Below are 25,187 nucleotides of genomic sequence, written 5' to 3' on the forward strand. Positions count from 1 at the left end.
TTACTCTCCTTGCATAAGGACAAACTTAGCTACAAATAATAAGGCTAGAAAAAGAACGCTCAGGCTGACTTCTTCGCGACGTCCACTCAGTAGTTTAATCACGGCATAGGTGATAAAGCCTAGCGCAATCCCATTGGCAATCGAAAAAGTAAGCGGCATTGCCAGTGCAGCCACAAGGACTGGTGCTGCTTCGGTAATATCTTCCCATTCAATATGCGCTAGACTGCCTGCCATTAACACAGCGACATATAAAAGCGCGCCGGCAGTTGCGTAAGCTGGTACAGAACCTGCCAAAGGCGCGAAAAATAAGCTGATCAAAAATAAACCTGCAACGACAACCGCGGTCAGGCCGGTACGTCCACCACTGGCAATCCCTGAGGCGCTTTCAATATAACTGGTGGTGGTCGAGGTACCAAGTAAAGCACCAGCCATCGTTGCGCCACTATCAGCCATTAAGGCACGGCCTAGATTAGGCAATTTGCCTTCTTTATCGAGTAGGCGTCCGCGCTGGGCTACGCCCACCAGGGTGCCTGAGGTATCAAACAAATCTACGAATAAAAAGGCAAACACGACGCTAATCATGCCCACATCAAAAAGGCCGCTAAAATCAAGCTGCAAAAGTGTTGGCATCAAACTCGGGGGGGCGGAAATAATCCCGTTAAATTCTTGATGGCCAAACAGGATAGCGAGCAAGCTGACACCCAAAATACCTATCATAACTGCACCGATCACTTGGCGATAAGCTAAGGCGGCAATGGTGAAAAAACCTAATAAAGTATAAAGCGCAGAAGGTTGGGTTAAATCGCCTAGAGTGACTAAAGTAGCTGGATTATCGACAACAATGCCGGCATTTTTGAGCGCAATAAGGGCCATAAACAGGCCGATACCTGCCGCAATCCCTAGACGTAAAGAAAGTGGGATGCTGTTAATAATCCACTCACGAATTTTAAAAATACTCAGTAGGAAAAAGATAAAACCAGAGAGGAAGACGGCGCCTAAAGCGGTTTGCCAAGTATGGCCCATTTGTAGCACGACCGTATAAGTAAAAAAGGCATTTAAACCCATACCAGGTGCGAGTGCGATGGGGTAGTTTGCCCAAAGCCCCATAATTAAAGAGCCAATGGCGGCGGCTAAACAAGTGGCTACAAACACAGCGCCTTTATCCATCCCAGTGGCTTCTAGAATGGACGGATTGACAAAGATGATATACGCCATCGTTAAAAAGGTCGTAATACCAGCAATGACTTCTGTGCGCACATCGGTTTGATGGGCTTTGAGTTTAAATAAGGATTCCAACATAGGAGGGTGTCTCCAGTCATCAGTTAAGCCAGCATAAGGCTGCCGTTGGATAGGTTGGCTTGCTTGGGTAAAGCAAGATAACGCACATTAAGGCCGCTTGCTTTGGGCAAGGTCAGAAAAGGTGCTTATGCTAGCGAAAAGCCTTGCCGGATGCGAGTCTTTGGTGTCAACAAATAAGCAAAAAAAGTGCCTAAAAGGAAGGATCTACACAAGCTACCTTGGGAGAGATTTGGTCTGAGTGAGCATAAGGTTTGCCAGTATGGTGAATATGTTCCTTTAACTGTACAAGTTGATGTGGTGAGCTTATACTTGTTCTATTTAACGTACATGTAGAGGCTCCTATGAGAATTGTATCTTTTACAGAAGCTAGAAATAGTTTAAAAGCCGTCTTGGATGGCGTTGTGAATGACGCAGACACAACTGTCATCACGCGACGTGATGCGGAAGATGCCGTGGTTATGTCGCTGGATTATTACAATAGTCTAATGGAAACCGTGCATTTGCTTCGCTCTCCAGCGAACGCTGAACATCTCAGCCGTTCAATTGCCCAGTTTAAAGCGGGAAAAGTTACCCAAAGAGATCTAATTGATGCGTAGTTCTTTACTATCATGGACAGATGAGTCTTGGGATGACTATTTGTACTGGCACACACAAGATAAAAAAACACTTAAGCGTATCAATAAAATCATCAAGGATGTCAAGCGTTCACCGTTTGAAGGCATTGGTAAACCAGAACCTCTAAAGGAAAGTCTGTCTGGTTTTTGGTCTCGACGGATCGATGATACCAATAGACTGATTTATATTGTTGATGATAATGCGATAACGGTTATTTCGTGTCGCTATCATTACTAATGCGAGAAACCCCGTCTTTTTAGGGCAGGGCGGGGTAAAGAAGCAGCTAAATAAGAAAATGGACTTTCCTTTGTTGCAAAAATATTTAAATTAAGCTCCTAAAATTAGGTCTGATTTTAATACTTATGGGGTGTTTTATGAGACAAATTTTAGCGAATTGCTCTGCAAGTATTTCAGAGCTAAAGAAGAACCCAACAGCTTTATTGAATGAGGCTAATGGCGCTGCAATTGCAATTTTAAACCACAACAAGCCAGCGGCTTACCTTGTGCCAGCAGAAACGTGCGAATATCTCATCGATATGCTTGATGATTATGAGCTTGCCCAAATTGTTGATAGCCGCCGCGCTGAGCTATCACAAGCTGTAGAAGTTAATATTGATGACTTATAAGCTAAAGTTTCTGCCGATCGCGCAAAAGGAATGGAGTAAGTTAGCAAAAACCGCGTAAACCCTCGCCCAATCGGGCGGGGATATCAGCGGATGACTGCGAAGCCGTCATGGGTTGTTGTTCATGGAAAAGACGGGCATTATTTACAGCATGATCAAAGCCACAAAAGTACGTATCTACCCAACACCTGAACAGGCGGAATTTCTCAGCCGCCAGTTCGGTGCGACGCGGTTCGTGTACAACAAGGCGCTGCATATCATCAGCTCACAATACAAACGCCACGGCCTGAAACTCAAAGCCAAGAAAGACCTATTGATCGAAGCCATCCTTATTGCTTTAAAACAAGTCTTGAGTTTAGAGTTGTTGCTGGAATTGTTATGGGGCCGAATCCTGAGCGGTCTGAAAATATTAGGGTTAAAATACCACTCCCGTCCAAAAATCTGAATGAGTCTAGGGTTGAACCAGTTATATCAAAGTTGGCGATAATCGAACAGTTTGAGTTGTTTAAAGAGTTTTTAATAACATTTGATGGTCCTTATAACAAAAAAAGGTGTGGTGCTTGGGAAGGTCGAGTCGAAGAAACTGTCCTTGATACATTGAAGAAGCTCACCAATAGAAGAGATGAGCTTACTCACGATTCTGATCATAAGCTCATCTTCGATGAAAGAGGCAGTGGAATATTTTTGTTGCTTGCGCCAGATTGTGCCAAATCTATACAAAGCTGATTAACTAATGAATAAAATGTTAGCTGTCATCAATAAACAAAGTTTGCCTAACGAGTAAAAAGGGTATAATTTTTACTCATGATTAAATTTGAGTTTGATGAAAACAAAAGCAGAAGTAATCTCGAAAAGCACGGCATTGATTTTCATACAGCTCAAGGGCTGTGGAATGATTCAGATCTTATCGAGATCCCTGCTAACACGAGTGATGAACCAAGATATTTAGTTGTCGGCTTACTAAACGGCAAGCATTGGTCAGGAGTAATTACCTACCGAGGCGCGAATATCAGAATCATCTCGGTTCGGCGTTCACGGAAAGCGGAGGTAAGTCTTTATGAAAGCGCATGAATTTGATGCCAAGTTTGAAAGTGACGACGATGATATCGTAATGGACTTGGATTTATCGCAAGCCAAAAGACCGATGCATAAGCAAAAACGAGTCAATGTAGATTTTCCAGTATGGATGCTTGAGTCCTTGGACAGAGAAGCGAGTCGCATTGGTGTAACACGTCAATCAATCATTAAAATCTGGTTGGCAGAAAGGTTGGAGAGCGTGTCTCATCATGCAAGTGTGAGATAAACGACTAACAAAGCATTTAAAAAATCGCCCTCCGGCCTTAAATTGAATCGAGAATGACTCAAGCCTTTTAGAAATGCCATGTGTTTCACTTTTAGCGAGTCATATTCCTACGCAGATAAAGTCAGGAAGGCAATTTTTGGAGTTATTCGTCGATACGTATTTAGTAAGCGCGCTTAATCCGAAGGGTATTGTTTTTTTATGGTCTTACAAAAAACGCCTCTTTAAGAGGCGTTAAGCGGGCAGGAATCTATCAATCAAGTTGTTAAAGACGCCTGCTGCTGCAAAAAGCGTTTTACTGTATCGACAATCGCCTGTGTTTGTGGGTCTACCTCAATATTGACTAAATCTTGTACCTGTCTTTGGCCAATTAAAGTACGCTCTAGGGTTTCTGGAATTAGATTAACGCAAAACTCTACCCCAGTCGGGCTTTGAGCACGTAAAGCCCCCACAGTCAAACTAATGCCATCAACACCAATATAGCCTTTGGTAAAAATATACTCATGCCAAGGCGCAGGAACCTGCATCCAAACTTGGCAGTTATTTGGGCTATGCAAAATTTCAACGACAGGGGCGCATACTTGAATATGCCCAGACATCGCATGTCCGCCAATATCTTCACCAAAACGTGCGGCACGCTCCAAGTTCACTTGGTCCCCCACTTGCAAAGCCCCTAAGTTAGTGACCTTCAGGGTTTCTTGCATCAGATCAAAGTCAACCTGATCACTTTCAATATGGGTAACGGTTAAACAACAGCCGTTGTGGGCTACAGAGGCACCTAAAGTCAGCCCAGCGAGCATAGATGCAGGTAAACGCACACGATGGGTACGTAACTGCTCTTTTTCCTCAATGGCAAGGATCTCACCAACACCTTGCACAATACCGGTAAACATAAAGGCTTCTCCTAGGTGGGCTGCGCGGTTAAATAATGTTTGAGCTGTGCAAGACGATCACAGCCAAAAAAGAGTTGCCCATCATCACATAAGAAGCTGGGCGCACCAAACACACCTTTATCTGCAGCTTCTTGGGTAAATTGGCTCACGCGTGCTTTGATGGCTTCCTGTGCAATCGCTGCACGAATATCTGTGCCTAAAACCTCGTTAAGCACCTCTACTTGGGTAATATCCAAGCCTTCACCCCAGTAGGCCTCAAATAAAGCGAGGCTTTTTTCTGCCCATAAGGCTTCGGGAAAACTCACAATCGCGCGCAACGCTTGAATGGTGTTAATAGGAAAACGGTTTGGCAATACTAAAGGCACTTGAAATTCGTGGGCCATGCGAGGCAAATCTTGCTCAAAAATATAGCGGCGTTTGGCTTCTTGGGTGACAGGTGGGCTAGCTTCAATCAGCTTAAACAGACCGCCAAGTAAAATAGGTCGCCAGACAAACTCGCAAGCGACTTCCTGTGCAAGTGTCTCTACCTGTGTTGCTGCAAGATAACTGTAAGGGCTAACGATGTCGTAGTAAAACTCCACTCGTGGTGCCATAAGTGCTTGCTCCATCCGCTAATCGATATAAATTGGGCCTGCTCCTTTTTGGCACATTTTACCTGTAGAATGCAAGCCCTAGCCACTGAAACCAAGCGGTTAGACTCTAAATTTTTGCACGCTTTGTAGTAGGCGATTGGCAAGTTGAGAGAGCTCCTGACTGGCGGCGACGTTTTGTTGAACGCCTGCAGCCGCTTGTTCCGCCGCTTGAGTAATTTGTGCAAAGTTTCGGTTAATCTCTTCAGCAACTGCTGACTGTTCTTCTGCTGCACTGGCAATTTGTGTATTCATGTTGTTAATTGAGGCCACCGAGGTATTAATCAGTTGTAAGGAGTCACCGGCACGCTGTGCTTGCTCAACGCTCGCGGCAGCTTGATTACGGCTGAGTTCCATCACTTTGACTGCACCTTGGGCGCTGGTTTGCATTTTTTCAATACGTTGTTGAATATCGCGCGTGGACTCTTGTGTGCGACTGGCAAGCCCGCGGACTTCATCAGCCACAACCGCAAAACCGCGTCCGTGTTCGCCTGCACGTGCAGCTTCAATAGCTGCGTTCAGGGCGAGTAAGTTGGTTTGCTCGGCAATGGTTTCGATCACTTCTAACACGGTACCAATTTGGGTACTGTCTTGTGATAAGGCATCAATAACTTTGGCAGCAGATTCAAGCTCTTGTGCTAAAGATTGAATCGAGGCTATCGTGCGTTTGACTTCTTGGTCACCTTTTAAAGTTTCCTCATCTGCAGCGCGTGCCACATTGGCCGCTTCTACGGTATGGCCGGCGACTTCTTGTACCGTGGCAGACATTTGGTTCATCGCGGTGGCGCCCATTTCCGTCTGCTCGCGCTGACCTATCACTAGGGCTTGGTTGCGTTCTGCCGTGGCTTTCATATTGGCTGCAGATTCTGCCAAAGTATGGGCACTGGTGGTGACTTCTCGAATCATTTGCGCTAAATACTGAGTCGTGGTCGCCACAGCACCCATAATGCTATCTGGATAAGGCGTTTGTACTTGTGTACTTAAATCACCAGCCGCAACGCGACGAATCAAATCGGCAGCTTCTTCTGGTTCGCCACCTATGGTACGTGTGAGGCTAGAAACTAACTGATAACTCACCAACACACTCACTAAAATAGCCAAAGCGGTCACAATCAGCATGAGGTTTTGAAAACCACTGGTTTCCTCGTGTACTTGGGTGACTTGTTGTTGGATTTGTGCTTCTTGATGGTCAATAAAGGTATTAATTGCATTTAACCAAGCAGTATAAGCGGGGGAAACTTGTTCCATCAGCAAACTTTGTGCTTGTTGGTGTTGTTCTTGTGCGAGTAAAGCCAAGGTTTGCTCGGTGAGCTTGAGGGTTTGTTGTTCAATTTTTTGGATCTGTTGCAGCAGGTTTTTTTCCTGCGTGCTAGCGCCTTTAGGCTGTGCAAACACCCGTGCCATACCTTGTGCCGCTTCTTGGTAGAAATCATCAAGTTGTTGAATATCTTGCAGGAAGACTTGGCGTTTTTGTGTTGAAGTCACTAAGACAGCATCACGAATTGCGATGGCACGATCATGCACACTGCCACGAAAGTTAATTGCAAATCTTTGTTTAACCGTATTTTCATCATTCACTTGGGTCAAGGTGTTGTCAATAAAACTAACTTTCACCACTCCAACACTGGTGACTGCGATCATAAAAGCGACAATCAGGCCGAAACCTAGATATAAGCGTTGTGCTAAGGTCATAGTGCACTCCTTGAGCCCTTGTACAAGATAAGGGCAGTAAGTAGACAAAAATTATACAAGGTTTGGCATCTAGGTTAGAAATGTTTATTGGCGCTGTGCATAGATAAGAAATTCTTGATTGCCATCACCACCTTGAATTGGACTAGGCATAAAATGTAGCACTTGCCAGCCTAAGTGCTGCAAATGCAAAATGAGGCGTTGGCAAGCATTTTGTGCTGCTACCCTATCTTTCACGATGCCTTTTTTGCCTAATGCCGCCTTCCCGACTTCAAATTGGGGTTTGATAAGAGAAAGCAAGCGTGAACCAGAACGTGTGACTGAGTGAAGTTCAGGAAAAATCAGGCTTTGTGAAATGAAGGAAACATCCATCACCACATCATCAAAAGCATCAACAGGAATACAGCCTAAAATCTTGCGAGCATCTTGACTAAGATAACGTGCGTTCATGCCTTCAAAGGTAGTGAGCTGGGCATGGCCTTGCAGCTTTTTAGCGAGTTGGCTGTGACCGACTTCTACCCCAACAACAAAGGCTGCACCTGCTTGCAGGGCACAATCAGTGAATCCACCGGTCGATTGCCCTATATCGAGTACATAATGGCCTGTAAGGGATAAAGCTTGGGCCTCAAGAAGAGCCGCAAGCTTGTGTCCTGCACGGGAAACATATTGCTCTTGGGTAGGATCTGTTTGGAGGTGCAAAGGGGTTTCTAAGGCAAGTTTAAGGCTGTTTTTAGTGAGTGCTTGCGCTTGGCCTGCAACAAACACACGCCCTTGAGCAATCCAGTTTTGTGCTTGGGTACGTGATTCGGCAAGCCCTTGCTCGACCAATAAGCGATCAAGGCGTTGCATGGTCATAATTTAGGCTCTAGGTTAACAGAAGAAAGAGAAGCACATACTGGGCATTCAGGGTCAAGAGGGAGTAAACGGGTGTGCCATTGACCAGCAAGTGCGTCCCAGTGTTGCCAAAATCCTGGCGGTGTTGCTGGTGAAATCTGTGCGAGCTGTTTGATGGCTTCGAGTGCTTGTAAACTACCAATCACGCCAACGATAGGGGCAGCAATACCATTTTGGTGGCAGTTTTCCGCATCATCGGCTTGTTGTTCATCATACAAGCAGGCATAGCAGGGGCTTGTCTTGTCTTGTGGATTAAAGTACATAATTTGCCCAACCCAACGAATAGCTGCGCCGCTAATCCAAGGCGTTTTTTGTGCATAACATAAACGGTTAAGTTGAAAGCGCGTAGCAAAATTGTCTGTACAATCAAGGACTAAATCAGCCGCTTGGATTGCATGTGTGAGTTGTACATCGTCTAATGTGTGTGTATCTAAAGTAAATTGGGTCTCTGGATTGAGGGCGCTTAGTTGTTGATAAGCGGATTCTACCTTGGGTTGACCAAGGCGTGAGTACTGATGCGCAATTTGCCGCTGTAAGTTCGAAAGGTCGACCTCATCAGGGTCTACTAAGTGCAAGTGGCCGACACCGGCAGCTGTTAGGTAATAAGCCGCAGCACTCCCCAAGCCACCTACACCAAGCACAAGTACACGACTGGCTAATAAGGCTTGCTGGCCAGCAAAATCGATTTCAGGTAACACCAGATGACGACCATAACGCAGCAGTTGTTCGTCCTGCATACTTGGTATCCTAAGGATCAGGTTTATCTTAAGCGGTTATCCTCAAACTCATTAATGTCTGGGATATACAAGGCGGTGTCTTCTTTCACCTCTTCCATCACCACATAGCTTTTTGATTCTTTGACACCTGGGAGTGTGAGAACCACATCACCGAGTAATTGGCGATAAGCACTCATTTCAGGAATACGGCATTTAAGAATATAATCAAATTGCCCAGAGACCAGGTGACATTCTTGAATTTGCGGTAATTTAGCAACAGCGCGGCGGAATTCGTCAAAGACAGTGGGGGATTGTGTTTCTAGGCTAATTTCCACAAACACCAGTAAGTTGGCGCGTAAATATTTGGGATTTAAAATCGCTTTGTATCCTTTAATCACGCCATTACGTTCAAGGCGTTTGACTCTTTCTAGGCAAGGTGTGGTCGATAAACCCACTTTGCTGGCTAAATCCACATAAGAGATACGGGCATTGTCTTGCAAAGCGTGTAGAATTTTTAGATCAATACGATCAAGCGCACGAGGTTTAGAGGTTTTCATCAGCAGAATCCATGTAAAGCGTTATTATTATTTTCCAGCATTTATCTTTATCAAAAAGATGAGCCAGCAGGCAAGTTTAACAAAGATTTACTGCCAATATACTAGATTTTTAGAGCTTTCAAAATATCTACAGCATTTTTTTAGTGTAAATTACTGTTTTTGTGCGCCAGTGATACGTACATGCCCTGCAAGATCTTGCCAATGTTGAATGTTTTGCCATAGCTTAGCTTGTGTAAATAAAGCAGCAACGGCTTGCGCTTGTTGATGGCCATGTTCAAGCAATAAATAGCCGCCGGTTGGTAAATGATCTGCGGCGGTGTTCACCAGATGTTGCAAATCAGCCAATCCGTGATTGGCAGCAATTAAGGCAGAAGCCGGCTCGTATTTCACGCCTAACCCATGTAGGTGCGGGTCTTGTGCATCAATATAAGGCGGGTTGCTGACGATGAGATCCCAAGGGGCTTGGCCATCTAATTGAGTAAACCAATCGGATTGTGTAAAGGTGACTGCAAGTTGCAAGCTTTGCGCATTATGGCGCGCTAAAGCAACCGCATCAGCTGCTTGATCCACTCCGTGAATCTGCCAATGGGGTCGTTCACTGGCTAAAGCTAAAGCAATGGCGCCTGTGCCTGTGCCTAAATCTAACACGCGGGCTTGTGACGGTAGTGGCAGGCTTAAAGCGGCTTCGACCAAGGTTTCTGTATCTGGACGAGGAATCAAGGTGGCTGGAGAAACCGATAAGCGTAAGCCCCAAAATTCCTGATAGCCAAGTAAATAAGCCAGAGGTTCCCCTTGTAGACGTCGTGCTAATAAAAGACGCAGGGGCTGTAATACCACTTGTGGTACGGGCTTTTCCGGCCAAGTGTACAGCCATACTGAGGGCTTGTTTAACAAGTGGGCTAACAGCAAGCTGGCATCTAAATGCGCGCTAGGGCTGATAGGGGCTAAAGCTTGGCTCGCCCAGGTTAAAGCCTGCTCGATGCAAGTCGGTGTTTGGGTGAAAATAGGTGCAGTGGAAGGTGTCACAGTTACCACCGAAACGAGAAAATAACAAGGCCCAGCGGCAAAAACTGGGCCAAATAAGGGTTAGAGTTCCGCATTCATCTGGGCAAGTAAATCTGCCTGATGTTCTTGAATCAAAGGCATAATGACTGCGTTCAAATCCCCCTGCATCGTTTCATCAAGACGATACAAGGTGAGGTTGATTCTGTGATCTGTGACTCGACCTTGCGGGTAATTATAGGTGCGGATACGTTCGGAACGATCACCACTACCGACCAAGGATTTACGTGTATCAGAACGTTCTTTTGCAGCGCTATCATGGGCTTGCTGCTTTAAGCGTGCAGCTAATAAGCTCATGGCTTTTGCGCGGTTTTTGTGCTGTGAACGCTCGTCTTGGCATTCCACTACCACACCAGAAGGCAAGTGGGTAATACGAATCGCCGAATCTGTGGTGTTGACGTGCTGACCACCAGCACCTGAAGAGCGGAAAGTATCCACACGTAAATCAGCAGGATTAATATTGATTTCGCCGACTTCATCCGCCTCTGGCATGATGGCGACAGTGCAAGCAGAAGTATGGATGCGCCCTTGGGACTCGGTGGCGGGTACCCTTTGCACTCGGTGGGCACCGGATTCAAATTTTAGTTTCGAATATACGCCCTCGCCGATGATCCGCGAAATCACTTCTTTATAACCCCCGTGTTCCCCCAAACTTTGGCTGATAATTTCCACCCGCCAGCCTTGGGTTTCTGCGTAACGTGAGTACATACGGAAAAGATCACCCGCAAATATGGCGGCTTCGTCACCACCTGTGCCGGCACGAACTTCTAAATAGACATTGCGGCCATCGTTAGGATCTTGTGGTAACAGCAGCAGTTGTAATTCTTCTGCAAGGCTTTGGCTTTGCGCTTGGGCTTCTTGTAATTCATCATAGGCAAGCGCACGCATTTCAGGATCCGCATCCTGTTGCAGCAACTCGGCGGCTTCTATATCTTCTTGGACACTCAAGTAACGACGAAAAGCGTTAACTAAAGGCTCAAGCTCGGCATATTCCCGTGAATAAGCACGAAACTTATTTTGATCGGCAAGAATATCCGCATCGGATAACAGAGCGGAAACTTCTTCAAAGCGCTCACTAAGTTGGCGTAAACGATTTAAAATCGAGGTTTTCATAAAAATTGATCTTCTAGGCAAAAAGGCATAAATGCTATGGCTAGGATGCAGGAGGGTCTTGCAGCCCAAGTAAAAAAGGCGCAGCGGCAAGAACTTCTTGCTGATTGTCGGCAGAGGCCTGACGTAGACGGACTGTCGGTGTATGCAATAATTTATTGGTTAAAGAATGCGCGAGCTTGGGTAAGAGCGTATGAGGATCGGCTCCTTGTTGTAAGGCTGCCAGTGCTTGGGCGACTTCTTGTTGGCAAAGGTCTTGCGCTTGTTGACGATAGGCGCGGATCAAGTGGCCGACATCACGAATCCTATTTTGAGCTTCTAATTTGGCTAGGGCTTGCTCAATCAAATTTTCTGCTTCTTGTGCCGCCTGCTGACGTGAACGCCGGTTTTCCTCAATGACACTTTGTAAATCATCGACACTGTATAAATAGACGTCATCAAGTTCGCCTACTTGTGGCTCAATATCACGAGGAACCGCAATATCCACCATAAAAATAGGACGATGACGCCTGACTTTAAGCGCCCGCTCGACCATGCCTTTCCCTAAGATAGGTAATTGGCTGGCAGTGGAAGTAATCACAATATCGGCTTTTTCTAACTGATGTGGCAAATCTGATAATAAAGTCGCTTGGGCACCGGTGAAATGCTCTGCTAGGGCTTGGGCGCGTTCAAATGTGCGGTTGGCAACCACCAGTTGATCTACCCCAGCCTGATGTAAATGGCGTGCGACCAGTTCAATGGTTTCTCCTGCACCGACTAAAAGCGCACGACTTTCGGAAAGATCACTAAAAATATGCTGAGCTAAATTAACCGCAGCATAAGCCACCGAAACAGGGTTTTCACCGATAGCGGTTTGGGTGCGTACTTGTTTAGCAATCGCAAAAGCTTGCTGGAATAAATGCTGTAAGCCTGAACCTAGGGTTTGATAGCTGTGTGCTTGCGTATAAGCATCTTTAAGCTGGCCTAAAATTTGCGGCTCACCTAGCACCATAGAATCTAAACCACAGGCAACACGCATCAAATGCCTTGCTGCCTGTACATCTTGGAAGCGGTAGCAGCAAGGGACAAGCTCCTCAAGACCAAGCTGATGATAATCACATAACCATTCTAAAGCTGGCGTGCTACTGGCCTCGTTGGAATACAAATATAACTCAGTACGGTTACAAGTGGATAAGATAGCCACCTCACGCAGCCAAGTTTGCTGCTTAAGGTGTTGAAAGGCTTTTGCAAGCTCCTCAGGAGTAAAAGCCACACGCTCGCGGATGTCAACGGGCGCTGTTTTGTGATTAATGCCTAGCGCGAGAAATGTCATACAGGCTTACTTCGCTGGTACCTTGGGTGCGTGTCACCTCGATAATCAAAGGAAAAACACGAGGATTTTAATCAGGGGTTCGATGGCAATGCCTGCACAGGTGTGGGCGCAGCCAGTGAGCTTTGCTTTTGGTATACGCTGGTTTGGTGCAATTTTCTACCCCCCACACTTTGCGTATTTAGGGTGCGCATCATAGCATAAAGCTTGAGTGAAAATGTATGCCTGCCAAGCAGCTTGGCGAGAAACGCCTGTACAAGCTTTGCATCAAGTTGGCTTGAAGGGCTATCATGCAAGCCTTACCTGATTAAACTGTTGGAATTTAACTGTTGAGAGCAATGAGCGCTATGAAGCCTAACTCGATTCGACTTGCCCTAACCTTGGTAAGTGCCTTAGGGGTCAGCGCCTGCACTAGTGGGCCTTGGAATAAAACAACGCCTGCGCAAGTCGCTTATCAGTGGCCGCAAGAAGCGCAATTAGCACCTATCCAAGGGCTAAATCGCCATACTCTATATCCCCTATTATTAGCAGAAATTGCCGGGCAACGTAATCAGGTGGATCTTGCTTTGCAAGAGTATATCAAGTTAGCCCGCGCTTCCCAGCATCCGCGTATTGCCGAACGTGCTGCTTATATCGCCCAATACGAAGAAAAAGACCAGTTAGCGTTAGAAGCTGCTCGCATTTGGGCGCAAGCTGAGCCTGAAAGTGTCGATGCGCAGCGTATCCTCGTGATGTTACTCATGAAAGCTCATGCCTATACGCAGGCACTGACGCATTTGCATCGGTTATATGAGTTGACAGGAAGCAGTTACTACACCTTATTAGCAAATCGTGCTGTTGAGCAAAACAGACAAGATACTTCTAACTTGCAAGCAATTTATCAACAATTGCGTGTCTATCACACAAGAACACAGGCTTCCTTAGATTATCTCAACGCATTAGCGATTTTCGAGGTGGCTCTAGATCACCCAATTACAGCACAAGCGCACCTGAATCAAGTCTTGGCGCAAGCACCTAATAACGAACGCGCCCTCTTGCTGAAAGCACAAATCTTACGTGAGCAAGACAAGTTGCAGGAAGCTTTAAATTTGCTTAAAGCGGGATTAAAGCGTCAGCCGGAAAGCTTACGTTTATTATTAGAATATGCGCGTTTACAATTGGCAGCTAATGATCTACAAGGCGCAAGCCAGACCTTTGCACAAATTCGCCGTTATCATCCCGGCGATAGCCAAGTAGTGCTGGCTTTGGCACGTTTGTATGTTGAGCAAGGGGAATTGCAAGCAGCCCGCCAAGAATTAGAAAGTTTACTAGAACGTGATGAAGCAAGTATTGATTTATCGAGCCCGGAAACCTTATACCAAGCCTTGTATTATTTAGGGCGTATTGCGCAAGAAGAAGCCGACCCGATACAAGCATTAGATTATTACTGGCAAGTCGGCCCAAGCAGTGTGTTTGTCGATGCTAAACTACGTGCCTTACAGATTTTGGAAGAAGAGAGCGCCCTACCTGAAGCGATTGAAGCTTTGCAACAACAGCGCCAAGATTTTAGTCAACAAGATGAAGTCCTGTTGATGTTGATGACAGATCTTCTATATAAGCATGAGCAGTATCAAACTTTGGTGGATGTGCTCAGTGAGGCTATGCAAAGCCGGCCAGAATATCATCAACATGCACGTTTTTTATATGCGCGTGCGATGGCGTATCTTGCTTTAGATCAGCTGGCGGCGGCAGAAAAAGATTTCCGTCTTTTGCTGGAGAAAGAACCAGATAATGCCACGGTTTTAAATGCCTTAGGTTATAGCTTGACTGAACGTACAAATCGCCATCAAGAAGCTTCGGTCTTGATCGAAAAAGCCTATGCCCTCAATCCTAGAGAAGCTGCCATTATTGATAGTATGGGTTGGGTGAAGTTTAATTTAGGCGAGTACCAAAGTGCAGTCGAATACTTACAAAAAGCTTATCAGTTAGCAGAAGATGTTGAAATTGCTAGCCATTTGATTCAGGCACTTTGGTTTTCTGGCGAAAAAGCCAAAGCGCGTGTGCTCTGGCGTCAACTACAAAAAGAATATAGCCGCCCTTGGCCTCAGCTGATGCAAGATTTGTATCAACAATTACCTGAGTTGGGGGAAGAATAGGTGCGCAAACAGGTTGTGATGTGTGTAGCGCTTGCTCTGCTGGGATTAACAGGGTGTGCGCATCAAAGTCAAAATTTACCAGAAGTAGCACATTTGCCAGCAAATCAGGCTGTTGTCACTGAGCTTAATGCGTGGACGCTGCAAGCCAAATTAGGCCTGGTCGCGGATCAAGAACGCTTAAGTATGCAAGTGTTATGGCAGCAAGAGACGAAAGACACCTATCAATTGACGTTTATTGCCCCTTTAGGGCAAGGGCAAGCACAACTTACTGCGGGACCTGCTTGGGTACGGTGGCAAGATTCGCAAGGCTATCGTGCGCAGGCCACTTCCGCACAAGCCTTGTTAAAACAAGAGTTGGGTTGGGATTTACCTCTACCAGCTTTGCATTGGTGGATACGTGGTTTATTAACCCCAAATTTACCGCAAGCCCATCTAACCTATCACCCGCAAGGTGATCTTAAGCAAGCACAACAAGGGGATTGGTTGCTGGAATGGCCTACCTATACACAAGTCAATGCTGAATACAGATTGCCACGCAAAGTACGACTTACACATCAACAGCGACCTTTAAGCGCGACTTGGGTGATTTATGGTTGGACCTTGCCCAAAGTCACATCATCGCCTTAAGGATGCAGCTATGTCACTTGTGTTAGAACAAAACGCCAACTTGCAACCTTTACACACTTTGGCTTTTGCAGCACAGGCACGTTATTTCGCGCGTGTGCAAAATGTGCAGCAACTCGCTCAAGCATATCAAAAAGCACAGACAGATAAGATTCCCTTGTATCCTTTAGGACACGGGAGCAACTTGATTCTACCTGAGTTTGTTAATGCTTTTGTAGTGCAATGGATGCCAAAGCATATTCGTTGTTGTGCGCAAACTTCTGACTATGTCGAGTTGGAGGTTGATGCAGGGTGTGTCTGGGATGACTTGGTGAATTTTAGTGTACAAAAAACTTGGTATGGCCTAGAGAATCTGGCCGCTATTCCTGGAACTGTCGGGGCAGCGCCGGTACAAAATATTGGTGCTTATGGTGTGGAATTTGCCTCTGTGGTGCAAGGGGTACAAATTTTTGATGCACAAAAAGGCGAATTATTTTGGCTAGAGGCAAGCGCTTGTGAGTTTGCTTACCGGCATTCGCGTTTCAAGGTGGCAGCTGTACAAGGCGGCTTGCGGGGGCACACTTTTATTGTGGCAGTGCGTATCCGTTTAGCAAAGCAAGGACAGTTGAATTTTAGTTATGCAGATTTAGCGCAAGGCCCAGATGCGCCAAAGACACCCGCACAGATGGCCGCACGCATCCGCGCTATTCGTGCAGCTAAGTTACCTGATCCTAAGATTTTGCCCAATGTGGGCAGTTTTTTCCAAAATCCTGTGATTTGTCGAGCGCAAGCACAAAGCTTGCAAGCTCAGTATCCGCAGATCCCTTTATACGCAACGCCTGAACCGGACAAGGTCAAAGTAGCGGCAGCTTGGCTGATTGAAACTTGCGGCCTGAAAGGTTGGCGGCAAGGGCATGTGGGTGTTAGCCCACAACAGGCTTTGGTTTTGGTCCACTATGGGCACGGCCGAGTGCAGGAGTTACTTACGCTTGCTGGTTTGATTCAGCAACAAGTGAAGCAAAAATTTGCCATTGAATTGCAACCTGAACCCGAATACTGGGGCACCTAACGGATAAGGAGTCATATCGAGTGAACAATTTTAGTTTTTATAACCCAACACGTATTTTTTTTGGTGAAGGCCAAATTGCCAAACTCACGCAAGCAATTCCTGCCGATGCGCGAGTGCTTGTGTTATATGGCGGCGGTAGCATCAAAAAAAATGGTGTGTATCAGCAAGTAAGCCAAGCTTTAGCGGAACACACTTGGTTTGAGTTTGCCGGCATTGAGCCAAATCCAAGTTTCCACACTTTATGTCAAGCGGTGGACATGGTGAAGCAGGAACAGATTGATTTCTTGCTCGCTGTGGGGGGTGGCTCGGTTGCCGATGGTACTAAGTTTGTTGCTGCTGCAGCCTGCTTTGAAGGGGACCCTTGGGATATTTTGGCGCACAGGGCGAAAATTCAGCAGGCTTTACCTTTAGGGGTGGTGTTAACTTTACCTGCGACTGGATCTGAATCTAACCCGAATGGGGTAATCACCAATTATCAGACGCAAGATAAATTATCCTTCTTTAGTGCAGCCCTTTATCCACAGTTTGCGATTTTAGATCCCACCACAACTTATTCTCTACCACAAAAGCAGGTGGCTAACGGTATTGTGGATGCTTTTGTCCATACGGTCGAACAGTATGTCACCTGTGCACATGGTGCACAGATTCAAGATGCTATGGCGGAAGGCATTTTGCGGACCTTGATACAAGAAGGCCCCAAAGCGCTGCACAATCCACAAGATTATCAAGTTCGTGCCAATGTGATGTGGGCCGCTACTATGGCATTGAATGGCTTAATCGGTTGTGGGGTGCCACAAGATTGGGCCACGCATATGATAGGGCACGAGCTAACTGCTTTACATGGTTTGGATCATGGGCAAACCTTGGCGGTGGTCTTACCAGCAGAATGGCAAGTGATGCGTGAACAAAAGGCACAAAAATTATTGCAATATGGAGAGCGGGTTTGGGGAATCCAGACTGGGGATGAGCAAACTCGGATCGACCAAAGTATTGCAAAAACACGTGCGTTTTTTGAATCTTTAGGGGTTGCAACGCGTTTAAGTGATTATGGGATTAGCGCAGATGCGATTGATGCTATGGTAGAGGCACTAGAAAAACATGGTATGACGGCTTTAGGTGAGCAAAGAAATATTGATTTACCAAAGAGTCGAGCCATTTTGCAAGCGGCTTTATAAAACCAATAAAAAACCCTCCTTAAAAAGGAGGGTCTTATCGGAATGGCCTACCTATGGCCAGCTCAACCGTATCTTAGTGGTTAAGATGGCACCTAGGAAATGGGGCTGCTTACATCATGCCGCCCATGCCACCCATACCGCCCATGCCACCCATATCAGGTGCTGCAGGCTTCTCTTCTGGGATTTCCGCAACCATACACTCAGTGGTGATCATCAGAGCACCAACGGAAGCCGCGGATTGCAGCGCTGTACGAGTGACTTTTGCTGGATCTAGTACACCCATATCAACGAGGTCACCGAACTCACCAGTGGCTGCGTTGTAACCATAGTTACCTTCGCCTTCTTTGATGCGTGCAACGATAACGGAAGCTTCTTCGCCTGCGTTAGTTACGATTTGACGCAAAGGTGCTTCCATCGCACGCAATGCAATCGCGATACCATGGTTTTGATCTTCGTTTTCGCCTTGTAGATTCTGGAGTTTACCAAGAACACGAATTAAGGCAGTACCACCACCGGCAACTACGCCTTCTTCTACGGCAGCGCGCGTTGAGTGCAGGGCATCTTCAACACGTGCTTTCTTCTCTTTCATTTCTACTTCAGTTGCGGCACCGACCTTGATGACAGCAACACCGCCAGCTAATTTAGCCAGACGCTCTTGCAGTTTTTCACGGTCGTAATCAGAAGAAGTGTCTTCGATTTGCGCGCGGATTTGCTTCACACGAGCTTCGATATCGTCTTGGCTGCCGCTACCGTCGATAATCGTGGTGTTTTCTTTAGTCAACACAACACGTTTTGCGGTACCTAGGTGCTCTAGCGTGGTTTGCTCTAAGGTCAGGCCAACTTCTTCAGAAATCACGGTACCTTTGGTCAGGATAGCGATATCTTGCATCATGGCTTTACGACGATCACCAAAACCAGGTGCTTTAGTCGCAGCAACTTTAACGATACCACGCATGCTGTTAACAACAAGCGTTGCAAGCGCTTCGCCTTCGATGTCTTCAGCAATGATCAATAAAGGCTTGCTGGCTTTAGCAACGCCTTCTAACACAGGTAGCAAGTCACGGATGTTAGAGATTTTCTTATCAACCAAAAGGATGTAAGGGTCTTCTAACTCAGCAGACATATTGTCCTGATTGTTAACGAAGTAAGGAGAGATGTAGCCGCGGTCGAACTGCATGCCTTCAACCACTTCCAGCTCGTCTTCGAAACCACGACCTTCGTCAACTGTGATGACGCCTTCTTTACCTACTTTTTCCATTGCTTCTGCAATGATTTCACCGATACGTGTATCACCATTAGCAGAGATAGTCCCGACTTGAGCGATAGACTTTGTATCTGTGCAAGGCTTAGCTAGGGCTTTAATCTCGCTTACAGCGGCAATGACAGCACGATCAATACCACGCTTGAGATCCATAGGATTCATGCCGGCAGTGACGCCCTTGATGCCTTCATTAACGATGGCTTGTGCTAGTACAGTGGCTGTTGTGGTACCGTCACCAGCAACATCAGAAGTCTTGGACGCCACTTCTTTCACCATTTGTGCGCCCATATTTTCGAACTTGTCTTTGAGTTCGATTTCTTTAGCAACAGACACACCATCTTTAGTGACAGTAGGCGAGCCGAAGGATTTCTCCAGTACGACATTACGACCTTTAGGGCCTAAAGTGGTTTTCACTGCATCGGCGAGAGTATTTACACCTTTTACCATGCGTTTACGGGCATCATCACCGAAACGTACGTCTTTTGCTGCCATGATAGTGTTCCTATTTTTTTCAGAAAATTGTGATTGAACTTAAAACGATATAAATCAGGTGGTGAGTAAGCTAGAGATTAGCCTTCGATGACACCAAAGATTTCGCTTTCATTCATGATCAACAGTTCTTCACCGTCGATTTTCACAGTGTTACCTGCGTAGCTACCGAAAACGACTTTATCGCCTTCTTTCACTGCTAGTGCACGCAGTTGACCATCTACATAGCGGCCTTCGCCTACAGCGATAACTTCACCTTGTTGAGGCTTTTCTTTAGCATTACCTGGCAGAACGATACCGCCCGGGGTAGTGGTTTCTTCTTCCATACGACGCACAACGACGCGATCGTGTAGAGGACGGATTTTCATCGTTAAGTTTCTCCCATTGTGATCAAGTACAAACATCGACCTAGATATAGGGTCGCTGCTAGGTTAGTTCAAGTGTCAGCTAAAAAAAGGGTATCACCCTAGGATCAGCGAGTGCGTGTCTTTGCATCTTGCTTTTTTCAATATTTCGCAAGAGGCCATGATCGCCTGCTGTGTGTGTTAATGGGGGAGGCTAAAAAAATTTCAAGGCATCCCCATACAAAAAAATTAATTTTTTTTGTGTGTTTTTTGAGTCGGAGAGACGACTTCACCTTCCAACACCTTGGCATCATGGGAAGATGAATCAGATGTGGACGATGTATGCTGAAACTCACCTTCATACGTGCGCTGAGTATAATGAGTTTGGTGGGTGTGCAACGCACCAAATTTAACATGGCGCATTAAAGATTTCAGCAAAGCTTGACGTGTGCCTGGAAGCAAAAGTAAAAACCCCAAAGCATCCGTGGCAAAACCTGGAGTGAGTAATAGAGCACCAGCAAAGGCTAGGGCAAGGCCTTCAGCCATTTCCGTTGCAGGAAGTTGGCCTTGATCTAGACGCCAAGCCGCACGATTGAGTAATAAGCTGCCTTGACGTTTCAGTAAGGCAACCCCGATGACGGCTGTGGCGACCACAAGTAATAAGGTGTTAATCGCACCGATTTGCTGCCCTACCTTGATAAGAAGAAACATCTCGATAAAGGGTACAGCAATGAAAATCAGCAAAATGGGCATGTAGAAAGTCTCCTTTACAGATACATTAAGACTACTTGACTAGAAAGGAGTTTGCGTTAAACGCGGTATGAAAACTAGATTTAGTAAAAAAATACAAAAAATACTTGCCAAGTGAAAAATAACGAGTAAACTACGCCCCGCTTTCAACAAGAAAATAAGTGAAATTTAAGCAATGCACTTATTTTTTGTGAAGGTCAACTTCTTGATGGGGCTATAGCTCAGCTGGGAGAGCGCTACAATGGCATTGTAGAGGTCAGCGGTTCGATCCCGCTTAGCTCCACCAAAAAAAGTTGAAAATAATGCTTGACAAGGTTTAAAAGCTCGTTATAATGAGCGCCACAAGTTAAGCGAAGCAAGCAAAACTTGAGAGAAATCAAAAAGTTAGCTTGATGGTTTATCGGGGTATAGCGCAGTCTGGTAGCGCGCCTGCTTTGGGAGCAGGATGTCGGGGGTTCGAATCCCTCTACCCCGACCAATAAACCAAATGCTTGATGACTCGGACAAGGTGAGCGCCCATAGCTCAACCGGACAGAGCAACGGCCTTCTAAGCCGTGGGTTGCAGGTTCGAGTCCTGCTGGGCGCGCCAGCGTCAAGCAAAATAGGTTCCTTATATATGGTGGGCGTAGCTCAGTTGGTAGAGCTCTGGATTGTGATTCCAGCGGTCGTGGGTTCGAGCCCCATCGTCCACCCCATTTAAGGAACGAGAAAATATCAAGGCCTGTACTTAGTACAAGGTCTTTTTTTGTTTTTGTTCGATTACTTCTTATCTTGCCTCTACAAAAGTCAATTTTTGCGTATGATTACGCAAGTTTTACGCTTTTCTCGCCCTATCTCAGTTAGAGCACTTGCTTGCCTTGCTTATAACTCTTAAAATTTACGCCTTTATTCACACTCGCTAGTTCTTTGCAGCTACATTTTTGTAGGCTGTAGACGCGCAATTTTTGTTTGTATGAGGATTATCCATGCAAGTCTCTGTTGAAACGACTTCAGGTTTAGAGCGCCGCTTAACCATCCAAATTCCTGCTGAGCTGGTTGACACTGCTGTAGACAGTCGTCTGAAAGAGACGGCACGCCAAGTACGTATTGATGGCTTCCGTCCTGGTAAAGTGCCTATGAAGGTAGTGAAGTCACGTTATGGGGTCAGTGTTCGTCAGGAAGTGGCTTCTGAACTGATGCGTAATCACTTCGTGGAAGCAGTGACTCAAGAAAAACTCAATCCTGCTGGTACCCCTTCTATTGAGCCAAAATCTGTAGTAGAAGGACAACCATTAGAATTTGTAGCCGTATTTGAAGTATATCCAGAAGTAGCCCTAAATTCATTGGAAGGCGAAAGCATTGAGCGTCCTCAAGCAGAAGTCACAGATGCTGATGTACTTGAATTAATCGAAGAGCTGCGCAAGCAACGTATGAGCTGGAGTACGGTTGAACGTGCTGCGGCATTAGAAGATCAAGTTAACATTGATTTTGAAGGCTTTATCGATGGTGAAGCTTTTGAAGGCGGTAAGGGTGAGCGTTATGACCTAGTGTTAGGTTCTAACAGTTTTATCCCAGGTTTTGAAGACCAGTTAGTGGGTACACAAGCTGGTGATGAAAAAGACGTTGAAGTGACTTTCCCTGAGCAGTATCAAGCAGAGCAATTAGCAGGTAAAGCAGCTGTATTTAAGGTAAAAGTGAATGCAGTGAAGGCACGTGAACTTCCTGAGTTAAATGAAGAATTCTTTACGATTTTTGGTGTACAAGAAGGTGGTGAGACTGCTTTTCGCGAAGAAGTGCGTAAAAACATGGAACGTGAATTACAAAAAGCCGTCAAAAACCGTGTGAAAGAGTCTGTACTTGACCGCTTGTTAGCAAAAAATCCTATCGAAGTGCCTAAAGCTCTGGTAGATGGCGAAGTAGATGTTCTGCGTCGCCAAGCAGTACAGCAATTTAACTTCGGACAAGAATTTGATCCTGCGCAATTACCAGCAGAATTGTTTGCAGATCAAGCGAAAAAACGTGTACAACTGGGCTTGCTGATCGCTGAAGTTGTTGCTTCTAGTGAACTGAAAGCAGATAAAGAGACAGTACGTGCGTTAGTTGAAGAACAGGCACAAGCTTATCAAGAACCTGAAAAGGTCGTGGAGTATTATTATCAAGATGAAAACTTGCTGCGCCAAGTAGAGGCAGCTGCTTTGGAAGAGCAAGTAGTCGAAACTCTCTTGCAACAGCTTGAAGTCACTGATAAAAATATGAGCTACAAAGAGGTTATGCAGCCAAAAGAAGAAGCAGATGAGGCTGAAGACCAGCAAGAGGTTGATGCATAATCATCTGTCGTCTTGATGAAACGCTGATTTAATTGAAAGTCTAGGGCAGTGCTGAAAGTGAGCACTGCCCTATGTTATATTCACTTAAAATGACATCAACAAGAGGCTAAACCCTAACCTCTAAGCGTTAGCACGCCCTTGGTCTAAAGTGGCCTCTGGTCAAAAACCTAAGTGATTCAGCTCGTCTTATTACAAGTCCAGTTGATAAAGAGAAAGTGAGCAGGCTATGCAGATCAAAGATGAGATCCTAAATGCGGGTAGTCTAGTACCCATGGTGGTCGAGCAATCGGCTCGTGGAGAGCGTGCTTACGATATTTATTCTCGCTTATTAAAAGAGCGCGTTATTTTTTTAGTGGGCCCAGTAGAAGATTACATGGCGAATCTTGTAGTGGCACAACTTTTATTTTTAGAATCTGAAAATCCTGACAAAGATATCCATCTCTACATTAACTCTCCGGGTGGTTCAGTCACTGCAGGCATGTCCATTTATGACACCATGCAGTTCATTAAACCGGATGTCAGTACCTTGTGTATTGGCCAAGCTGCAAGTATGGGAGCCTTGCTACTTGCAGGCGGTGCAGCGGGTAAACGTTATTGCCTGTCTAATTCGCGTATGATGATTCACCAGCCTTTAGGTGGTTACCAAGGGCAAGCGAGCGATATTGAAATTCATACCCGCGAAATTTTAAAAATTCGTGAAAAGCTCAATCAAATTCTTGCGCAGCATACAGGTCAAGACATTGAGCGTATCGCCAAAGATACAGATAGAGACAATTTTATGGATGGCGCAACTGCAGTAGAGTATGGTCTGATTGATGCCGTACTTGAAAAACGTCCTACAGGCTAAATTAGCTTGGTGAGTATGTTAGATAGCGTCCACAGATCAACGATCAAGTTAATCTGCATATTGCAAACGATCACAAGTAAAAGCCTGCCGTATGCGTATGGCTTGTAAGAATGGGGTATAAGAATGGCCGACGGAAAAAAAGGGGACGATAACAGCAAAATGCTGTATTGCTCGTTTTGTGGTGCCAGTCAAAATGAAGTTAAAAAGCTAATTGCAGGTCCCTCGGTCTATATCTGCAACAAGTGTATTGACTTGTGTAATGACATCATACGGGAAGAAAATCTTGATGATGACATTGAAGAAAGTAGTGATGAACGTTTGCCAGTGCCCAAGGCAATTCGGGACACACTAGATGCTTATGTTATCGGTCAAGATAAGGCCAAAATGGTCCTTTCGGTGGCTGTTTATAACCATTACAAGCGCTTGCAGCATGGTGGTCAGGGTAGTGAAGTCGAGTTGGGCAAAAGTAATATTTTGCTGATTGGGCCAACAGGTAGTGGTAAAACCTTATTGGCAGAAACTATGGCGCGCCTGCTTAATGTACCTTTCACCATTGCAGATGCAACGACACTCACTGAAGCTGGTTATGTGGGTGAAGACGTAGAAAATATTATCCAAAAGCTGTTACAAAAGTGTGATTACGATGTAGAACGTGCTGAACGTGGCATTGTATACATTGATGAAATCGATAAGATTTCGCGCAAGTCTGATAATCCCTCAATCACACGTGATGTATCTGGTGAAGGTGTACAACAAGCTTTATTGAAGCTGATCGAAGGGACAGTGGCTTCTGTACCACCACAAGGTGGGCGTAAGCACCCGCAGCAAGAATTCTTGCAAGTGGACACCTCGAATATTCTCTTTATTTGTGGTGGCGCTTTTGCAGGTTTGGAAAAAGTCATTCGTGATCGTTCTACGCAAAGTGGTATTGGTTTTGCGGCCGAAGTTAAAAGTAAAGAAGGACGCAGTGTGACTGAGGTATTAACCGATGTAGAACCAGAAGATCTGGTTAAATTTGGTTTAATTCCTGAGTTTGTCGGCCGTTTGCCTGTCGTTGCCACTTTAGCTGAACTTGATGAAGAAGCCTTAGTGCGCATTTTGACTGAACCCAAAAATGCACTGACCAAGCAGTATGCACGTTTGTTTGAAATGGAAGGTGCAGATCTTGATTTCCACACAGATGCTTTGCTTGCGATTGCAGGTAAAGCTATGGAGCGTAAGACAGGTGCGCGTGGTTTGCGTTCTATTTTAGAATCCATTTTGCTAGAAACCATGTACGAGCTGCCTTCGTTACAAGGTGTTGAGCGTGTACAAGTCAGTGCGGATGTTGTTGCCGGCCAAGCAAAACCCGAACTTATTTATAGCCCAGATACCAAACAATCAGCAGCGAGCTAAAGACCTATCTTTGTGACTTAGGTAGCTAAAAGAGACAAGCTACCTAGGTGCTCATTCAGATAAAGATTTCTTTGTCCTTGATTCTTTGCCTGCAAGAAGATAAGTAAGCATAACAGC

At 45.7% G+C, this 25,187-nt stretch carries 26 protein-coding genes and 4 tRNA genes; 17 read left to right on the forward strand and 13 right to left on the reverse strand.

Annotation, left to right across the window (positions count from 1 at the left end; translation table 11 throughout):
* Positions 1–1,299 (reverse strand): NCS2 family permease, encoded by a 1,299-nt coding sequence (locus tag BMX05_RS06240; RefSeq protein WP_093309110.1) that lies wholly within the window; start codon positions 1,297–1,299, stop codon positions 1–3.
* Between the two features lie 341 nt (positions 1,300–1,640).
* On the opposite strand from BMX05_RS06240, the gene BMX05_RS06245 reads away from it, so the two are divergent.
* From BMX05_RS06245 to brnA, 6 genes are all read left to right on the forward strand, one after another.
* Positions 1,641–1,895, forward strand: coding sequence for a type II toxin-antitoxin system Phd/YefM family antitoxin (locus tag BMX05_RS06245; protein WP_093309111.1), 255 nt, complete (start codon positions 1,641–1,643; stop codon positions 1,893–1,895).
* A complete protein-coding gene (locus BMX05_RS06250; RefSeq protein ID WP_093309112.1) occupies positions 1,888–2,151 on the forward strand; it encodes a Txe/YoeB family addiction module toxin in 264 nt (87 codons plus the stop codon). Before BMX05_RS06245 ends, BMX05_RS06250 begins: the two co-directional genes overlap by 8 nt.
* A gap of 137 nt (positions 2,152–2,288) precedes the next feature.
* Entirely contained in the window at positions 2,289–2,540 is a 252-nt protein-coding gene (locus tag BMX05_RS06255; protein WP_093309114.1) for a type II toxin-antitoxin system Phd/YefM family antitoxin, read from the forward strand.
* Positions 2,541–2,661: 121 nt separating this feature from the next.
* Positions 2,662–2,982 carry a helix-turn-helix domain-containing protein gene (locus BMX05_RS12940; RefSeq protein WP_317622219.1) on the forward strand — a complete coding sequence of 107 codons (321 nt, stop codon included), beginning with the start codon at positions 2,662–2,664 and terminating at the stop codon, positions 2,980–2,982.
* Between the two features lie 359 nt (positions 2,983–3,341).
* On the forward strand, positions 3,342–3,608 hold the full coding sequence (locus BMX05_RS06270) for a BrnT family toxin (RefSeq protein WP_000589153.1): 267 nt from the start codon (positions 3,342–3,344) through the stop codon (positions 3,606–3,608).
* Positions 3,595–3,840 carry a type II toxin-antitoxin system BrnA family antitoxin gene (brnA, locus tag BMX05_RS06275; RefSeq protein WP_093309117.1) on the forward strand — a complete coding sequence of 82 codons (246 nt, stop codon included), beginning with the start codon at positions 3,595–3,597 and terminating at the stop codon, positions 3,838–3,840. The genes BMX05_RS06270 and brnA overlap by 14 nt, the downstream gene beginning before the upstream one ends.
* Positions 3,841–4,094: 254 nt before the next feature.
* Here brnA and BMX05_RS06280 read toward each other — a convergent pair whose 3' ends face one another.
* From BMX05_RS06280 to hemA, 9 genes are all read right to left on the reverse strand, one after another.
* Positions 4,095–4,730, reverse strand: a complete 636-nt coding sequence (locus BMX05_RS06280; RefSeq protein ID WP_093309118.1) for a riboflavin synthase subunit alpha — start codon at positions 4,728–4,730, stop codon at positions 4,095–4,097.
* 11 nt (positions 4,731–4,741) lie between these two features.
* Positions 4,742–5,323 (reverse strand): 2-hydroxychromene-2-carboxylate isomerase, encoded by a 582-nt coding sequence (locus tag BMX05_RS06285; RefSeq protein ID WP_177166811.1) that lies wholly within the window; start codon positions 5,321–5,323, stop codon positions 4,742–4,744.
* A gap of 99 nt (positions 5,324–5,422) precedes the next feature.
* Complete coding sequence (locus tag BMX05_RS06290; protein ID WP_093309121.1) at positions 5,423–7,051, reverse strand: methyl-accepting chemotaxis protein; 1,629 nt, start codon at positions 7,049–7,051, stop codon at positions 5,423–5,425.
* Between the two features lie 84 nt (positions 7,052–7,135).
* The gene (locus BMX05_RS06295) at positions 7,136–7,903 is read right to left on the reverse strand and encodes a TlyA family RNA methyltransferase (RefSeq protein ID WP_245710503.1); all 768 of its coding nucleotides are present in this window, start codon (positions 7,901–7,903) and stop codon (positions 7,136–7,138) included.
* Positions 7,900–8,679 (reverse strand): HesA/MoeB/ThiF family protein, encoded by a 780-nt coding sequence (locus tag BMX05_RS06300; RefSeq protein WP_093309123.1) that lies wholly within the window; start codon positions 8,677–8,679, stop codon positions 7,900–7,902. Before BMX05_RS06300 ends, BMX05_RS06295 begins: the two co-directional genes overlap by 4 nt.
* Before the next feature lie 23 nt (positions 8,680–8,702).
* On the reverse strand, positions 8,703–9,215 hold the full coding sequence (gene lrp / locus BMX05_RS06305) for a leucine-responsive transcriptional regulator Lrp (protein WP_093309124.1): 513 nt from the start codon (positions 9,213–9,215) through the stop codon (positions 8,703–8,705).
* A gap of 150 nt (positions 9,216–9,365) precedes the next feature.
* On the reverse strand, positions 9,366–10,241 hold the full coding sequence (gene prmC / locus BMX05_RS06310) for a peptide chain release factor N(5)-glutamine methyltransferase (protein ID WP_245710505.1): 876 nt from the start codon (positions 10,239–10,241) through the stop codon (positions 9,366–9,368).
* A 60-nt stretch (positions 10,242–10,301) separates the two neighbouring features.
* Entirely contained in the window at positions 10,302–11,390 is a 1,089-nt protein-coding gene (gene prfA / locus BMX05_RS06315; protein ID WP_093309126.1) for a peptide chain release factor 1, read from the reverse strand.
* A 40-nt stretch (positions 11,391–11,430) separates the two neighbouring features.
* On the reverse strand, positions 11,431–12,699 hold the full coding sequence (gene hemA / locus BMX05_RS06320; protein ID WP_093309129.1) for a glutamyl-tRNA reductase: 1,269 nt from the start codon (positions 12,697–12,699) through the stop codon (positions 11,431–11,433).
* A 344-nt stretch (positions 12,700–13,043) separates the two neighbouring features.
* Here hemA and BMX05_RS06325 point away from each other — a divergent pair, with 344 nt between their 5' ends.
* The 4 genes from BMX05_RS06325 to BMX05_RS06340 are packed head-to-tail and all read left to right on the forward strand — an operon-like array spanning position 13,044 to position 17,678.
* A complete protein-coding gene (locus BMX05_RS06325; RefSeq protein ID WP_177166812.1) occupies positions 13,044–14,831 on the forward strand; it encodes a tetratricopeptide repeat protein in 1,788 nt (595 codons plus the stop codon).
* The gene (gene lolB, locus BMX05_RS06330) at positions 14,832–15,458 is read left to right on the forward strand and encodes a lipoprotein insertase outer membrane protein LolB (protein WP_093309135.1); all 627 of its coding nucleotides are present in this window, start codon (positions 14,832–14,834) and stop codon (positions 15,456–15,458) included.
* A 10-nt stretch (positions 15,459–15,468) separates the two neighbouring features.
* On the forward strand, positions 15,469–16,503 hold the full coding sequence (gene murB, locus BMX05_RS06335; protein WP_177166813.1) for a UDP-N-acetylmuramate dehydrogenase: 1,035 nt from the start codon (positions 15,469–15,471) through the stop codon (positions 16,501–16,503).
* Positions 16,504–16,523: 20 nt separating this feature from the next.
* Positions 16,524–17,678 carry an iron-containing alcohol dehydrogenase gene (locus BMX05_RS06340; RefSeq protein WP_093309140.1) on the forward strand — a complete coding sequence of 385 codons (1,155 nt, stop codon included), beginning with the start codon at positions 16,524–16,526 and terminating at the stop codon, positions 17,676–17,678.
* Between the two features lie 109 nt (positions 17,679–17,787).
* On the opposite strand, the gene groL is transcribed toward BMX05_RS06340, so the two are convergent.
* From groL to BMX05_RS06355, 3 genes are all read right to left on the reverse strand, one after another.
* On the reverse strand, positions 17,788–19,431 hold the full coding sequence (groL, locus tag BMX05_RS06345; protein WP_093309141.1) for a chaperonin GroEL: 1,644 nt from the start codon (positions 19,429–19,431) through the stop codon (positions 17,788–17,790).
* Positions 19,432–19,508: 77 nt separating this feature from the next.
* Positions 19,509–19,796 (reverse strand): co-chaperone GroES, encoded by a 288-nt coding sequence (locus tag BMX05_RS06350; protein WP_093309144.1) that lies wholly within the window; start codon positions 19,794–19,796, stop codon positions 19,509–19,511.
* 225 nt (positions 19,797–20,021) lie between these two features.
* Positions 20,022–20,525, reverse strand: coding sequence for an FxsA family protein (locus tag BMX05_RS06355; RefSeq protein ID WP_093309147.1), 504 nt, complete (start codon positions 20,523–20,525; stop codon positions 20,022–20,024).
* 207 nt (positions 20,526–20,732) lie between these two features.
* On the opposite strand from BMX05_RS06355, the gene BMX05_RS06360 reads away from it, so the two are divergent.
* From BMX05_RS06360 to clpX, 7 genes are all read left to right on the forward strand, one after another.
* A tRNA-Ala gene (locus tag BMX05_RS06360) sits at positions 20,733–20,808 on the forward strand.
* Between the two features lie 115 nt (positions 20,809–20,923).
* A tRNA-Pro gene (locus tag BMX05_RS06365) sits at positions 20,924–21,000 on the forward strand.
* Positions 21,001–21,034: 34 nt separating this feature from the next.
* Positions 21,035–21,111 (forward strand) — tRNA-Arg (locus tag BMX05_RS06370).
* A gap of 30 nt (positions 21,112–21,141) precedes the next feature.
* Positions 21,142–21,217: transfer RNA gene (locus BMX05_RS06375), tRNA-His, on the forward strand.
* Between the two features lie 270 nt (positions 21,218–21,487).
* A complete protein-coding gene (gene tig, locus BMX05_RS06380; protein WP_093309151.1) occupies positions 21,488–22,828 on the forward strand; it encodes a trigger factor in 1,341 nt (446 codons plus the stop codon).
* A 226-nt stretch (positions 22,829–23,054) separates the two neighbouring features.
* The gene (gene clpP, locus BMX05_RS06385) at positions 23,055–23,675 is read left to right on the forward strand and encodes an ATP-dependent Clp endopeptidase proteolytic subunit ClpP (protein WP_093309153.1); all 621 of its coding nucleotides are present in this window, start codon (positions 23,055–23,057) and stop codon (positions 23,673–23,675) included.
* 123 nt (positions 23,676–23,798) lie between these two features.
* Entirely contained in the window at positions 23,799–25,070 is a 1,272-nt protein-coding gene (gene clpX, locus BMX05_RS06390; protein WP_093309155.1) for an ATP-dependent Clp protease ATP-binding subunit ClpX, read from the forward strand.
* Positions 25,071–25,187 lie beyond the last annotated feature (117 nt).

It is taken from the genome of Allopseudospirillum japonicum (assembly GCF_900108915.1).
Lineage (GTDB): Bacteria > Pseudomonadota > Gammaproteobacteria > Pseudomonadales > Halomonadaceae > Pseudospirillum > Pseudospirillum japonicum.